This is a genomic window from Aromatoleum buckelii (genome assembly GCF_012910785.2).
In the GTDB taxonomy this organism is placed as follows: Bacteria; Pseudomonadota; Gammaproteobacteria; order Burkholderiales; family Rhodocyclaceae; genus Aromatoleum; species Aromatoleum buckelii.
In genome coordinates, this window is record NZ_WTVH02000001.1 from 215,652 (window position 1) to 229,438 (window position 13,787).

The 13,787-nt window shown below is 62.2% G+C and carries 11 protein-coding genes and 2 pseudogenes; 11 read left to right on the forward strand and 2 right to left on the reverse strand.

The features are described from left to right. Positions 1–89 precede the first annotated feature (89 nt). The 9 genes and pseudogenes from GO608_RS01075 (at position 90) to kfrB (ending at position 7,082) form a co-directional block, all read left to right on the forward strand. Entirely contained in the window at positions 90–602 is a 513-nt protein-coding gene (locus GO608_RS01075) for a hypothetical protein (protein ID WP_169199571.1), read from the forward strand. A 144-nt stretch (positions 603–746) separates the two neighbouring features. Continuing rightward, positions 747–1,487, forward strand: a pseudogene (locus GO608_RS01080) (IS630 family transposase); the annotation flags it as partial. Positions 1,488–1,511: 24 nt separating this feature from the next. Then, a complete protein-coding gene (locus tag GO608_RS01085) occupies positions 1,512–1,739 on the forward strand; it encodes a hypothetical protein (protein WP_169199570.1) in 228 nt (75 codons plus the stop codon). 186 nt (positions 1,740–1,925) lie between these two features. Further along, positions 1,926–2,717, forward strand: coding sequence for a hypothetical protein (locus GO608_RS01090; RefSeq protein ID WP_169199569.1), 792 nt, complete (start codon positions 1,926–1,928; stop codon positions 2,715–2,717). Further along, positions 2,701–3,660 (forward strand): DNA-binding protein, encoded by a 960-nt coding sequence (locus GO608_RS01095; RefSeq protein ID WP_169199568.1) that lies wholly within the window; start codon positions 2,701–2,703, stop codon positions 3,658–3,660. The genes GO608_RS01090 and GO608_RS01095 overlap by 17 nt, the downstream gene beginning before the upstream one ends. Positions 3,661–4,444: 784 nt before the next feature. After that, positions 4,445–4,750 carry a transcriptional regulator KorA gene (locus GO608_RS01105; RefSeq protein ID WP_169199576.1) on the forward strand — a complete coding sequence of 102 codons (306 nt, stop codon included), beginning with the start codon at positions 4,445–4,447 and terminating at the stop codon, positions 4,748–4,750. Next, positions 4,747–5,514, forward strand: coding sequence for a ParA family protein (locus GO608_RS01110; protein ID WP_169199567.1), 768 nt, complete (start codon positions 4,747–4,749; stop codon positions 5,512–5,514). Before GO608_RS01105 ends, GO608_RS01110 begins: the two co-directional genes overlap by 4 nt. Then, positions 5,514–6,557: a transcriptional repressor gene korB gene (locus GO608_RS01115; protein ID WP_169199566.1), complete on the forward strand. Its 1,044-nt coding sequence runs from the start codon at positions 5,514–5,516 to the stop codon at positions 6,555–6,557. The genes GO608_RS01110 and GO608_RS01115 overlap by 1 nt, the downstream gene beginning before the upstream one ends. A gap of 177 nt (positions 6,558–6,734) precedes the next feature. After that, the gene (gene kfrB, locus GO608_RS01120) at positions 6,735–7,082 is read left to right on the forward strand and encodes an IncP plasmid survival protein KfrB (protein WP_169199565.1); all 348 of its coding nucleotides are present in this window, start codon (positions 6,735–6,737) and stop codon (positions 7,080–7,082) included. Between the two features lie 10 nt (positions 7,083–7,092). Here kfrB and GO608_RS01125 read toward each other — a convergent pair. Then, positions 7,093–8,056, reverse strand: a pseudogene (locus tag GO608_RS01125) (transposase). Between the two features lie 314 nt (positions 8,057–8,370). Between GO608_RS01125 and GO608_RS01130 the strand changes: the two are divergent. Further along, complete coding sequence (locus GO608_RS01130; RefSeq protein WP_169199564.1) at positions 8,371–9,720, forward strand: FAD-binding oxidoreductase; 1,350 nt, start codon at positions 8,371–8,373, stop codon at positions 9,718–9,720. On the opposite strand, the gene GO608_RS01135 is transcribed toward GO608_RS01130, so the two are convergent. Next, positions 9,707–11,347, reverse strand: coding sequence for a helix-turn-helix domain-containing protein (locus tag GO608_RS01135; RefSeq protein WP_169199563.1), 1,641 nt, complete (start codon positions 11,345–11,347; stop codon positions 9,707–9,709). The two genes, GO608_RS01130 and GO608_RS01135, sit on opposite strands and share 14 nt — an antisense overlap. Before the next feature lie 663 nt (positions 11,348–12,010). On the opposite strand from GO608_RS01135, the gene GO608_RS01140 reads away from it, so the two are divergent. Beyond that, positions 12,011–13,645, forward strand: coding sequence for a hypothetical protein (locus GO608_RS01140; protein WP_169199562.1), 1,635 nt, complete (start codon positions 12,011–12,013; stop codon positions 13,643–13,645). The last annotated feature ends 142 nt before the right edge of the window (positions 13,646–13,787 follow it).

Below are 13,787 nucleotides of genomic sequence, written 5' to 3' on the forward strand. Positions count from 1 at the left end.
GCCAAAAGCGTCGTTGCAAGCGCCCCGCGCCCTTCTATAGTAGGAGTCTGAGGAAGGACCGCCGCCCTCGCGCGGCGCGGAGGTGTGCGATGAGCGACGAGTTCAACAAAGGGTATTTCTCCACCGGCGCGCAGCACACCTATGAAGCGAAGATGGGGCGCTGGGCGCGACTCGAGGAGGAGCGGCGCGCCGAGGAAGCGGCGCGGCGACAGTCCGAGCGCGAAGGCCAGGAGCACCTCGAGAAGCAGCTGAAGTACGCCGCATCGCAGACGCGCCCTGCGCCAGGGTCCGCCTCCTATGGTCCTTCGGCCGTCGCCGCCGCTGGCAGCGGTGGAGCGCCGAGCCTCGCCGGTTGCGTCAAGGGTTGCGCCGTCCTGGGCGCGCTGTTGATGGTCGCATACGCCGTCTTCGGGTTGAACATCGTGACCGACTCGGTGCTGTTTGCCTGGGGCGTGAAAGGCGCGCTGTGGGGCGCGGCCGGAGGGGTTGCAGTGTATGTCGCCCTCGTGGTGCTCGGCCTTGCGATGAAGGTGCTTGGCGTCCTGATTAAGTTCGCCTTCTATGCGGCGCTCGTCGTCGGGCTGCTGTATCTGTTCAGCTAGCGTGGTGAGTTGTAAATTGCATGAATAAATGGCTCATCGGCTTGTCTCTCATGCCATAAGATTGGCGGCGGGAGAAAGTGATGGGCAGACCGAAGGCATAGATCGTGCTGAACGACGGCGAGCGTGAGCAGCTCGAAGCGTGGCAGCATGGCGCGCGAGAGCGGGCTGTGGCAAACCGCCGTCAGCCGCATCTGGCGCGCCTTCGGTCTGCAACCGCACCGGCAGGAAACGTTCAAGCTCTCGACCAATCCACTGTTTGTCGACAAAGTCCGCGACATCGACGGGCTGTATCTGGATCCCCCGGTCAAAACGATGGTGTAGTGCGTCGATGAGAAGAGCCCGATCCAGGCGCTCGACCGCACCCAGCCGATCCTGCCGCTGGCGCCGGGGCTTCCCGAATGTCGCACGCATGACTACATGCGCCACGGCACGACGACATTGTTCGCTGCGCTCGATATCGCCACGGGAGAAGTCATCGGGGAGTTGCACCGATGCCACCGCAGCGGCGAGTTTCTGACGTTTCTGCGCACCATCGAAGCCAACGTCCCGGCCGACCTCGACATCCCTCTGGTGATGGACAACTACGGCACGCACAAGACGCCCAAGATCAGGAACTGGTTTGTCCGTCATCCGCGCTTCCACGTCCATTTCACCTGGACCTCGGCCTCGTGGATCAACCAGATCGAGCGCTGGTTTGCCGCCCTCACCGAGAAACAGAGCCGCCGCGGTACGCACCGCTCCACTCGCCAGCTCGAGCAGGCCATCCGCGATTACCTCACACGCTACAACGAAGATCCAAGACCATTCGCATGGACCAAATCAGCCGACGAAATTCTCGCCAACATTGAACCGTTTTGTCTGCGAATTTCTAACTCAGCACCCTAGGTTAGCCAGGCAGATCTGCAGCAGATGAGTGCCGCCGAAGATTCGGTACTCGAAACGGTCGTCGGGCCAGCTGGTGACGCCGGCGATGAACGGTTGGCCGACGATCAGTTACTAATTTCTGGTTGTCGTCTGTTGCGGGCATGCGAACTCCTTTTCAGGGGGCGCGTGGAACAACGAAGAAAGAAAAAACAATTCGACCTGGAAGGCTCAGAGTCCAGCAACGGCGCGGCTTTCATGCGCCGATCAGCTTGATTTCTCCGTGGAACATTTGGGCTATTCGAAGGGTGTTTTGAGTTCGCCAACGTAGGGTAAAAGAAACTGGTCATAATGGGAATAAAGACCAGAAATAGAAACAAAAAGACTTATATAGAACGTTATACGTGCGTATCAGCACGCATACGCGTATATTTGCCACGTCCCCATCGTATTGGAGCCAACATGCTCCCGCTATTCCATGACAGCGGCCCGAAGGGGGCCGGTGACGACCTCGAGGCCTTGTTGCTACATGCCGGCGAGCGCCTGAAGGAGCCTGCGCGCCCTCATCAACGTACTGAAACCCGTGCACTGGCCCCAGGTTGCAAGAGAAGACATCGAGTTCTTGGCCCGCAGCCTTCTGCTGAAGGGCCCGGGGATCCGCAAGAGCATGGTTGTCAGCGCATTACGCTGTTGTTGGAACGCAAGTACGCACCGCTGTTCGTCGCCCCGGTGTTTGTCCGGGTGAGAGGCGTGCCGCAACGACAGCCGAGGCGCCCGGCGCGAGACGAACGGCAGACCCGGGCCAGGGCCGAAGCTGCAGGGGTCTTTGCCAATGGGTATGCCTCGGTGCTGGCCAGCATTGCGCTGGAGGCCTACAAGCTCAATCTTCCGGACTTGGCGTCGTTGCTCGTGGCGCACTACGCGGGGCCTAGTCAGGAGTTGGCGGAGTACGTGGAGTCTGCTGGCGATGTCCCGTATGCAGCGCGTATTCGCCCGCGCTTTGACTGCTTGCCCGCAACCGCTGCCGACGCCTTCCTTGGCCAGGACGAGATGGACCGGCTGCTGAAGCAGAGGCACGCCCTTCAGCTTGACGTTCAGAGCCCGGAGGCGACGCGCTCCCGGCAAGATTCAAGACCCACCCGTGCGCAGAAGTTGCAGTGGGCCGCGGCGTACCGTGAGAGGGGGGATATTGAGACTGCCCAGGAACTTGAAGTACAGATCGAACAGGAAACCGAGAATGGTCCGCATCACTGAAGTCCAGTACGACCAGGTTGAGAAGGCGTGCACGGAACTGTTCCGAGCGGGCGAAACCGTGTCTTTTGCAAAGGTCTATTCCGCCATCGGCAATCGGGGTGGGCAGCAGGTAGTCAGCGACATGATCCGGCGCTGGCGCCAGGAGACCGCCGCGACCATCACGGCAAAGCGCGAAAACACCGCCCTTCCAGAAGAACTGGTAGCCGCATCTGACAACCTGGTGGAAGCCGTCTGGAAGCTGGCCCTGGCCCGGGCCGAGGAAAGCTACCAGCGGAAGCTCGGCGACCTGGCAATGAATGAGGCTGAGTGGCAGGTGCGACTCGAAGCTGCAGATGAGAAGGTGGCAGCGGTCGAACGCGAGAACCTCCTCCTGAATGGAGAACTTAAGGAGGCCAAGGCAACGCTACAGGCTAGAGAACACAGCTTGGTTGAACTGGAGACACGCCTTCGGGAGCAGCAGGCCGCCCTCGCCGCCCGCGATCATCAGATAACGGCATTGCGGGAAGACCTGGCAAGGGCGATGACGACACTCGAGTCCGAGCGCACCCGCCACGACGAGGTGCTCCAGGCTGTACGGCATCAACACGATGAGTCCATGCGCCAGGAGCGAGAGCGCCATGGGGCAGAACTTACCCAGGTGCATAGCCAGGCCGAGGCCGACCGCAGGCACTTCATGCAGCAGACCGACGACCTGCGCCAGGCGCATAAGCTGCAGGCGGAGCCTCTGCGGGAGCAGCTCGAGGGACAGAAAGTGGCGGCGGAGTCTTATCGGAAGCAGGCCTACACGGCCCGGGATGAGGCAGCACGTTGGCAGGGACGCGCGGAGGTCGCCCAGGAGGAGCTGGCCGCAGTGAAGAAGATCTTGGCCAAGGTACAACGGCATCGAGAGAAGCATGTCGCATCACCGACCGCGCCGCCCAGAGCCCGCGGAGACGCGCCATGAGTCTCCTGATCCTCGACTGAGGTGGGTCGGCAAGCGTGGAGCCCAAGCGTTCAAGCCATCATCTGTGTGTAGTACTGCTGCCGGAAGGATGCAGGTGACAGGTAGCCCAATCAGGCCTGCTTTCGCTGACGGTTGTAGAAGATTTCGATGTACTCGATGATCTCCTGCCGAGCGCTGAAAATAGCGCGGCAGGTCAGCCTGGGCCAGCGACTGACCCCGAGCCCGTGGGTTCGGCGAACAAATCAAAAGTCATGACGACAGTTCGCAGGCCAACCGCATGTTCGCAAGAGGAATTAAACGCACCCGAGAAGCGCAGGGACCAGGTCAGACCGACCGATTGAGGGCCTGGCTAACCTCTGGCTGACGATGGGTGGCGCGACTGATCTCCATGCCTCGGCCGCATCGACGAATCATTGAGACCAGCCGGAGCGGGTAGTCGCAGGCCCCGGCGCACGGCGCCGAACAAGCCCGATTGGGAAAGACAGTCTGTTCTGCCCTTGTCCAAAGGCCCGCAGTCGAGAACCGATCACGCCAGGTGTAACGATGAACGCATGATCAACGGCACAATCGGTATGCGGACGGTCTGTAGGGGAGGGGTTGACAGAAAGTTCACTGGGGTCGCGTTAGGGCGGAAACGACTGCTCTGACGGAGCGCTTGAGGAGGAATTTTAGCCGCTAAAATATTGACATGCTGAGAAAGTATAGCTAAACTGTTACGCATGATTAGCGGTTGGCGCCGCTGATTTCAATCATCAGGGCGGAGTGTTATGAGCAGTCCATCATCATGAAGAAGAGGTTAACCGAAGCGCAGTTTCTAGAGGCCATTAAGGGCCTCGAAATCGGGAAGCAGACCCGCGAAATCGCGTGGGGTGTGCTGGTCGAGGGAAAGAAACAGGCCGGGTACGTGACAGCCTTGGGCGTGACCAAGGGAGCAGTCTGGCAAGCGGTGGAACGAGTGTGGGGGGCGCACATAACCAAGGCAATACCGGATGGATTTGAGCGAGTCACGGCAGTACTACCCGAACACCAGGCGTTCATCGTGAAGAAGTGGGCCGAGGACGCCAAGAAAAAACAGGAACCCAAAACATGAAAACGATGGTCACGGCAAACCAAAAGGGCGGCGTCGGGAAGACTTCGACGGTCGTGCATGTCGCCTTCGATTTCCTCGAGCGCGGCTTGCGGGTTGCCGTGATCGATCTGGACACCCAAGCCAATGCGTCCTTCACCTTGCAGCGGCATCAAAGTGGCTATCTGGCGAGCCAGATGTTCGACCTAGACGCCGATGGCTTGCGACAGTGGTTCACTTGCCGCGTGGACGGGCCAGCTATTCACTTGATTGCGTCCGATGCCCGCTTGGCGGACATGGAGAAGCGCGGGGTGTCCGAGGCGAGCGCGAGCTTCAAGGCCAACGTGGCGGCCCTTGCCGATTGCGGCTTTGACGTGGTGCTGGTGGATACCGCCCCTTCCCTTGGCGTCGGAATGGCGGCGGCACTGTTCGCGGCTGACTACGTGCTGTCGCCCATCGAGCTGGAGGCATACAGCATTCAGGGCATCAAGAGGATGGTCACGACCATTGCGAACGTCCGCAAGGTCAATACCAAGCTGAAATTCCTCGGGATGATGCCGAGCAAGGTGGACGCCCGGAACCCCCGGCACTTGCGGCACTTGGACGAGCTGCACAAGGCGTATCCGCAACTGATGATTCCGGCCAGCGTCGGCCTTCGCAGCAGCATCGCCGATGCTCTCGCGAGCGGCGTGCCTGTCTGGAAGATCAAGAAAACCGCAGCGCGCAAGGCGGCGAAGGAAGTCCGCGACGTGGCCGACTATGTATTCACGAAGATGGAGATTGCGTAATGACCGCCGTTAAGAACGCCAGGAAGAAGGTCGTCGAGCAGCCCCATGCGTCCGGGCTGGGCCTGGATAGCATTGGCGACCTGTCGGGCCTCCTGAACGAGCCCGAGCCCTTTGCGCGCGGCGCTGGCCCCTTGGAATTGCCCTTGGAGCTGATCGATGAAGATCCAGATCAGCCCCGCACCGCAGACAACCCCGGCTTCTCGCGCGAAAGCATCGCGGAGATTGGGCAGACGATCAAAGACCGGGGCGTGAAGTCGCCGATTTCTGTGCGCGAGAACCCGGAGGCTGAAGGGCGCTACATTATCAACCACGGCGCCCGCCGCTACCGTGGATCTCAGTGGGCCGAGAGAGCGACCATTCCGGCCTTTATCGACAACGATTACAACCACGCCGACCAGGTCATCGAGAACCTCCAACGCAACGAGCTCACCCCGCGCGAGATCGCGGATTTCATTGGCCGCGAGCTGGCGACCGGCAAAAAGAAGAGCGAGATCGCCCGCGAGATCGGCAAGTCTCCGGCGTTCGTGACCCAGCACGTGACGCTGCTCGATCTACCCGACCCGATCGCCAAGGCGTTCAACACCGGTCGGGTCAACGACGTGACCGTGGTCAACGAACTGGTGACGGCGTTCAAGAAGAACCCGGAAGAGGTTGGCGTCTGGTTGGCCGACGACAGCCAGGAGCTGACGCGGGGATCGGTCAAGCTGCTGCGCGAGTTCCTGGAGGACAAGCGCCGGCATGGTGACGAGGACGAGCCTAATCGGAATACGGCCGACGCCATGGACAGCAAGCCTGACGCCGCTGCTGAGGAAGGCGAGCAAGGGTCGGACGGGTCGGATTCCAATAAGGAGAAGAAGGAGGCCGACTTGGACAAGCTCAAGAAGGCGATCATCCAAGTCGAGCACGATGGCCGCCCTGCCCGGCTGATCCTCAATAAGCGCCCGCCGGCCGAGGGCTGGGCCTGGTTGAAGTATGAGGATGACGGAATGGAGTTCGAGGCCGACTTGATCCAGGTGAAACTCGTTGCGCTGATCGAGGGCTGACCGGAGGGACGCGGCTGGGATGCAAGGCGGGCTAGCTCCGCCTGTCAGTCAATTCAAACGCCTGCCCTTGACATCCTCCCCCTCCTTTCCGGCCTCAAGGCCGGCGAGCGTTCGCGAGAGGTGGGGGAGAATGTCAAAAATCATAGAATTGTCGACCTAACTCAAAGGGGACTCTTAGTGAAACAAAGACTTCTTGTGATGAATGGTTCGCGGATCGTCCAGAACGAGCGAGAAGGTCAGTGGTACACCGACAAGGTCGATAAGGCCGGGGCTTTGAAGCCCGGTATATACAATTTGTATCTTGCTAGCCGAGCAGATAAGGCCGCCACCCACAGCGGCGTAATCGTTCATGCCGACAAGGAACGCGTATATCAGCAAATCGGCAAGAACTACGTCATGCACGATCGCTTAGATTTCGATAAAACACCGGAAATTGGGAGCGCCAGGAGTATCAGCTACGACGCGCAAGGCAAGGCCAGCATGTCCGCCGAAACAGTCCAGCTCGGTCGAGGGCGCTCTCGGTAGCTTTTAGCGGCTAAAACGGGAGGTCTGGGCTGGTGCCGGTTCCGTAGACACCCACCTGCGCGTTCCGCGCGGCCTCGAACCCCCTCGGACTCACATAACCCAAGGTCGAGTGACGTCGCGTCGGATTGTAAAAACACTCCCTGTAATCGAAGACGTCTGAGCGAGCTTGCTCGCGGGTCCGATAGACCTTTCGTGACGTGCGCTCGGTCTTGAGCGAACTGAAGAAGCTCTCCATTGCCGAGTTGTCCCAGACCTCGCCGGCGCGATTCATGCTGCAAGTGACGCCCTGTTCCTTGAGCAGCGCCTGGAAATGCTCGCTGGTGTATTGGGTGGATTCAACCGGTCGTCGCAACATCGGGCTATGCGGCAGATCTTAGGTGGTCATTGAGCGCTTCAGCCGGTGTCTTCCAGTCCAACGTTTTACGTGGCCTGTTGTTCAATGTCCGGGCCACAGCTTTGTCCCAGCGCCAACACCTCGTGCCAGACGCGTCGGGCGCCGTACGTCCGGTCGCTGCCGAGAACGCTCTTGCGGATCTGATTGCTCAGCACATCGTCATCGCGGCTGCGCTGGCTGCGCGGCCTGCTCAACCAGCCATAGAACCCGCTTCGAGACACACCGGGCGCCTCACACATCATCAGAACCGGCCAGGCCCCTCGGTGCTTCGCCACGAAGCCGAACGTCACCTCGACGCCTTGGCAAAGTAGGCCGCGGCTTTTTTCAGGATGTCGCGCTCCATCTCGAGCTTGGCGACTTCCTTGCGCAGGCGCGCAATCTCGGCCTCTTCAGGCTTCATTACGCCTGCGCCCGGGAACGCATGCCGCGGATCGGCCGCGCTCTCGCGCACCCCCTTGCGCAACACGTTCTCGTGAACATCCCCATCACGAGCCGCCTGCGCAACCGACACGCTGCGCTCCCTGACCAGCTTTACCGCTTCAATCCTGAATTCCCGACTGAACTGCCGTCTTGTGCTCATCAACCACCTCCGGTTTCATCTTCCCTCCTTAACAAGCTGTCTGTGAAACCGGCAGCAGTCCAGGCCTTTTAGAAGATCGCCAAGTTGCCCCAGTGTTCGAAGTAGGTGCCGACGCCGAGTCCCGTCACGACATTCATCTCTCGCCATGGTAGCGGACGCGAAACGCCGCCGCCTCGACCGAACCTCCGAGTCGGCCAGCTGCGTGGGGGAAAGTACCCACGCGCCTGGCACCGCGGGTTGGGTGGTTTCCCCGAAGCGCGTGACTCAGAATCCGGCCAGGATTGTCCTAAGGAAGCTATGGAAAGGACAAAGCCATGTTCAGCGAATCAAGTCTCGGAACGTTCAAGGCGTGCCTGCGCGGGGAACTGATTCAACCAGGTGACCCGCGGTACGACCAGGCGCGCAGGGTTTTCAACGGATTGATCGATAGGCGACCCGCGCTGATCGTGCGCTGCGCCGGCGTCGCGGATGTGATCGCGGCTGTCAATTTCGCTCGCGAGAACGACATGCGCACGGCCGTTCGCGGCGGCGGCCATGGGGTGACGGGTAACGCCGTGTGCGACGATGGTGTGGTGATCGACCTGTCCGCGATGAAGAGCGTTCATGTCGACCCTGGGAAGCGGACGGCTCGGGCCGAAGGCGGGGCGACCTGGGGCATCTTCGACCACGAAACCCAGGCGTTCGGCCTCGCCACTACGGGCGGCATCGTGCCAAGCACGGGCATCGCAGGGCTCACTTTGGGCGGCGGCATCGGCTTTCTCAATCGAAGGTACGGCCTCGCCTGCGACAACCTGCTGTCTGCGGACGTGGTGAGCGCGGACGGGCGGTTGCTTCACGCAGGTCCCGCCGAACACGAGGATCTTTTCTGGGCTCTCCGCGGCGGCGGGGGCAATTTCGGCGTGGTTACATCGTTTGAATACCGGCTCCACGCGGTAGGTCCCGTGCTGGGAGGGGAGATCGTCTTTCCACTGGAGCAGGCGCAGAGGGTGCTGCGTTTCTACCGCGACTGGTCCACGGCAGCTCCGGACGAGGTTCGAGCGGATGCGACGCTGATCGCGGGACCCGAGGGCCCGGCACTCGATATCAGCGTTTGTTACTGCGGTGCGCCCGAGGAGGGCGAGAAGGTGTTGGAACCCATACGTTTATGTGGGTGTCCGCTGGTCGACACGGTCGCGACGGTTCCGTACACGAAAGTCCAGAATCTTCTCACCGAGGTGTTCCAGCCGGGCCGGCTGCACTACTGGAAGGCTGCATTCGTCCGTGCGCTCGGCGAGGACGCGGTCGACGCGATGGTGGAGTTCTTTGCGAGCACGGCGCCGGGTTTCTTCGCCGCCATCGCGATCGAGCATCTGGGCGGAGCGGTGAGCCGCGTCGCTGCTGAGGAGAGTGCTTTCAGGCACAGGAAGGCGCAGCACAGTCTGCTCGTCCTGCGGATGTGGGAGGATCCTGCCGAATCCGAAGCCAATATGGACTGGGCCCGCCGCTGCTACCGGACTGTGGAGCCTTTTCTGGAAAGCGGCGCGTACGTCAACTATCTGGGTGACGAGGGCGAAGCGAGAATCGTGGCTTCCTATGGTCCCAACCACGAGCGACTTGCGGTGATCAAGAAGAAGTACGATCCAACTAATTTCTTCCGCCTCAATCAGAACATCAGACCGGGGTGAACAGACGGTGGCGGTACGCGTACGCGGTCGCCGCTGTGCGCGAGGAGACGTCGAGCTTCATGAAAATGTTGTTCAGGTGCCGATCCACCGTTTTTTCGCTCAGCGAAAGCTCGGCGGCGATCGCCTTGTTGCTCTTGCCCGCGCTCACGAGCCGCAGGACTTGCAGCTCTCGCGGCGTGAGCTGAGGCGCGTGCGGCGCATAGCGCGCGAGCGCGTCGATGCCGGCGAGATCGGGTGCTGCGCCCAGCGCCTGAAAGCTCGCGTACGCCGCCTCCAGCTCCAGCGCGGCACCGTCTTCGTCGCCGAGCGCGCGGCAGGCGAGTCCCTGCAGCATGCGCACGCGTGCGGTGAGATACGGCGCGTCGATCCGTTCCCACGCGTGCGCCGCGTCGCGCAGAGACGCGAGTGCGGACTGCGCATCGCCTTCGGCCAGCTCGACCTCGCCGCGCGCCTGCGCTGCGAGCCCACGCACGACGTCGGCCTCGAAGCGGCCGGCGAGGGCTTCGAGCTCTCCGCAGGCACGGCGCGCTTCGACCGTGTCGCCGACGGCGAGCATGATCTCCACGTATGCCGGCAGGAGGCGCGAGCGCTGCACTTCGTCGCCCGCGCTCGCGACGAGCGCGCGTCGGATCGCAGCCGCCGCCGCATCCGTGCGTCCTTGCGCGAGCCGCAGCAGCGCAAGCCCCGGCTGCGGCTCGAGCCCCCATAAACTCGCGTTCCGATACGCAGCCTCGGCCGCGGTGAACTCGCCGCGCAATCGGTGCACCTCGGCTTCTTCGTACAGTGCGGCCGCTGCGGCCTGGCGGTTGGTCTGCCGGCAGCGCTCGCACGCCTGGCGCGCCTCATCGAGAGCATCGCTCCATGCACCGTGCAGGCGCATGATCTCGGCGCGATGTACGCGGCATACCCCCGTGAACGCGATCATCTCGGGCTGCTCGTCGCACCAGCGCGCGAGCGCGCTGGTCCATTCGCGTGCGCGGTCCACGGCGTACATTTGCTGGCATGCGTCGATCACGCTGCAATAGATGAGGCCCGTCATGATGGGCGAGAGCTCCCGCGCGGCGACCGCGACCATCGCTTCGTCGAGAAGCGCGAGCCCGCGCCGCACCTGCCGGTTGAGGAGCAGCGCGCGGCCCTGCACGTGCCGTGCGCAGGCGACGAGGTCCGCGTCGCGAAAGCGCTCGCCGATCGCGGCGGCATGCGCCGCAGTGCTTTCCGCCGTCGCGTATGCCGCCGTCGCGATTTGCTGCTCCGCGACGGGGAGCAACAGATAGCCGTGCTCCACGCGCTCGCCTTCTGCATGCTCGAGCAGACGATGAGCGCGCGCGAACCATCCCGTGGCGTGACCCGCTTCGCCCTTCAGCATGAGATGGAGACCTAGCCAGAAGCCGCAGCGCGCGGCACGCGCCGCTTCGTCAGCCTCTACGCAGGCATGATAGGCGCGCTCGAGTGCGGCGAAATACACATCGTCATCCCCGACGAGATACGCCGTCACCGCAAGTCGCTCGAGATCTTTCACCTCGAGCGCCCGCTCCCGATCCGCGAGCGTGAATCGGCGAAAGGCGTCGGCCCAGGCGCGACGGGCGTAGCGTTCACGCGCGGATTCGAGGGTCGCATCGTTCGTCATGTGCATCCGTCCATCGCGGAAACCAGTCGAAGCTTGGATCGTGCGCGAGCCGCGGTGTTCTTCGGTGCACTCGGCGTCAAAGCCTATAGCGCAGCAGGTGTGGCCACCGTGGGGGCACTATTGACAAGGGGCTGAAACGCTTAAGGTTTGCGGGCTGTGCCCAAGGGCACGCTGTCGAACTGAGTCACGGCGGCGAAATTGTCGCGGGGCGGGTGCCCGCGCGAGCCGCAATTCGCGAATACGTGGAAATCTTCCGCCAACGGCGCCACTCGCGCCTGGGCTATCCGGCGCCGGCCGTGTTTGCTCAACAGTTCAGCAAGTAGGCCGCTGCCGCTTGAGGCGGGAGCGTCCACGGCCCGAAACACGGTCCGTTGGGGGAGGATTGCTTCTCCGTCTCTTCGGGAATATCGTGTTCAGCGCAACCGGTCCTCGCCCTGCTGGCGGTTCCGCGGGGCGGACGGCCTGTCGAGCGGCGGCACCCGAGGCAGCTTTGCAGGAGAGGTGGCATGGCCGAGTTCCGCGCTCCCGGCGTCTACATCGAGAAAAGTGCCTGCCGACGTGCAGCCGTCCACATGCGCTGCCCCCTGCATGGAAATACATCGAAGACGTCCGCCGCGACATTCACGCGTGAGAGGTGCAATCCCTCGCTGTCACGGTAATCTCATGGCGACCAAAGAAACTGTAATCATCGTTCACGGCACTTTCGCCGCGCCGGTCGAGGGAAAGCCCGGGTGGTACGAGCCGGGAAGCGCATTCTGTCGCCAACTCGACGAGCGCCTTGGCGCCCACGGCTCTCAGGCTCGCTGCTGGGCGCATCTCGAGGAATGTGGCGAAGAGCTCAGGCGGCGTGCCGGACGCGCTACTCCCCACTTTTCCTGGAGTGGCCGCAATTCGTGGACCGATCGGTCAGCCGCCGCCCAGCAGTTGCTCGATGAACTCGACTATCTGATCGACCGGGGATGGAAATGGAAGCTCGTCGCGCACAGCCATGGCGGCAATGCCGTGCTCGAGGCGTTCGACCTCGACAACCCGAACAGAATTGGCGGTTTGACGGGGAACTGCGTGCTCCTCGGCACGCCGATCCTGCACTTCGCATCGCCGCCGAAGATGTGGTCCAAGCTGGTGGAGCGCCTTCGCATCAGCACATCGCCAATGGTTCACTTCTACGGCATGCGTCGCAGTATTCCAGGTAGAGAGCCGAGTCTCCTTCGCATCGTCGCGGCGGCTGTCGTCTCTCTTCTGCTCTGGGTGCTCGCGGCCAATTATCTTGTTCACCTGAGCGGGTTCGAACTGGGTTCGCTGATCTACGAGAGTACCCGGTTTTGGATGGCGGCGATCGGAGCAGTGGCCGTCCTGGGAGCGCTCTACTGGGGCACGCGGTACGTTGCGGCGGAGGCAGCCCCTCTCCTGACAGGATTCCAGGCGATCCGCGAAATGGTGATGTCGTATCCGCCCCGTCTCCTTTTCATCAACAGCGAGCGCGACGAAGCCTACGGGTTCCTCGCCGGCGTTCGGGCAGCCGAAGCCTGGCCGGAAGTGCCCGGCGCGAAAAACTCCGGCAGGCAATGGTTCGAGATTGTCGTCAGGCAGGCAAGGGAGAAAGACGTCCAGCGCTATCCGTGGGACGGGCGGCGGTTGGGCCTTGCAATTGCGGGTATCGTCGGGGCGGGACTCGTCATGGTGCCGTTGCTGGCAAGCCTGGACATATCGCGCTCAATTCCGTTCATCGTCTCGTGCCTCTTCATCGGTGTGACGCTCATTGCACTCATCGCTCCGGGGCCGATGTTCTTTGCCGTCGCGGCGCCTTGGCGACTTACCGAAGCCGTATTTTTCTTCGCTTACAGCTTGGCCAGACGCCTGCTCAGTGACTATGCGCGCAGGCATGCATGGAGGACGTTGCAGGAATTGGCGCTCGGAGTGACCGGGTCGCCTCATCCGCTGGGCGACGTAACGATCCTCCGGTGTCCCGACAGGAATTTTGCTCGAGGAGAGTTCCTCTACGAAGAGCTTGCCAAAGGGGCGGAAGATGCAGCCGTCGCTGCGCGTTCGCACTCGCTGCTCGCTGAATTTCAATGGATGCAGCAACAGTCGGACACCGACTTCTGGCGGCTCGACCAATGGCGCGACAGGATCGGCGCGTTGGCAGCGGATCCCAATCTGATCCACACCGTCTACTACCGGCATCCGGATGTCATCGAACAGATCGCCAGGCACCTCGCTCGAAGCAAGGAAGAACTCTACGCCCTGCGGAGGGACTACGAAGTACGGCACTCCACTGTGGGCGATGCGACTTATTAATCCGGTACCCCAACACCGGTTGGGCTGAGCTGGCCGAAGCCTTGCGCCCTTCGACCAGCCTGTCCTGAGCGAAACCGAAGGGCTCAGGGCGAACGGGTGGATTCGATTGCCGCCTTGCCCGGGCTGTGTCATGGCCGCAGTG

What these genes read in the sequence shown, in the direction of transcription:
- GO608_RS01095 (WP_169199568.1), top strand. Translation starts at nt 2,701, where the DNA reads ATGGTCCGCATCACTGAAGTCCAGTACGACCAGGTTGAGAAGGCGTGC.
- GO608_RS01090 (WP_169199569.1), top strand. Translation starts at nt 1,926, where the DNA reads ATGCTCCCGCTATTCCATGACAGCGGCCCGAAGGGGGCCGGTGACGAC.
- GO608_RS01105 (WP_169199576.1), top strand. Translation starts at nt 4,445, where the DNA reads ATGAAGAAGAGGTTAACCGAAGCGCAGTTTCTAGAGGCCATTAAGGGC.
- GO608_RS01115 (WP_169199566.1), top strand. Translation starts at nt 5,514, where the DNA reads ATGACCGCCGTTAAGAACGCCAGGAAGAAGGTCGTCGAGCAGCCCCAT.
- GO608_RS01085 (WP_169199570.1), top strand. Translation starts at nt 1,512, where the DNA reads ATGAGTGCCGCCGAAGATTCGGTACTCGAAACGGTCGTCGGGCCAGCT.
- GO608_RS01140 (WP_169199562.1), top strand. Translation starts at nt 12,011, where the DNA reads ATGGCGACCAAAGAAACTGTAATCATCGTTCACGGCACTTTCGCCGCG.
- GO608_RS01135 (WP_169199563.1), bottom strand. Translation starts at nt 11,347, where the DNA reads ATGACGAACGATGCGACCCTCGAATCCGCGCGTGAACGCTACGCCCGT.
- GO608_RS01075 (WP_169199571.1), top strand. Translation starts at nt 90, where the DNA reads ATGAGCGACGAGTTCAACAAAGGGTATTTCTCCACCGGCGCGCAGCAC.
- GO608_RS01130 (WP_169199564.1), top strand. Translation starts at nt 8,371, where the DNA reads ATGTTCAGCGAATCAAGTCTCGGAACGTTCAAGGCGTGCCTGCGCGGG.
- GO608_RS01110 (WP_169199567.1), top strand. Translation starts at nt 4,747, where the DNA reads ATGAAAACGATGGTCACGGCAAACCAAAAGGGCGGCGTCGGGAAGACT.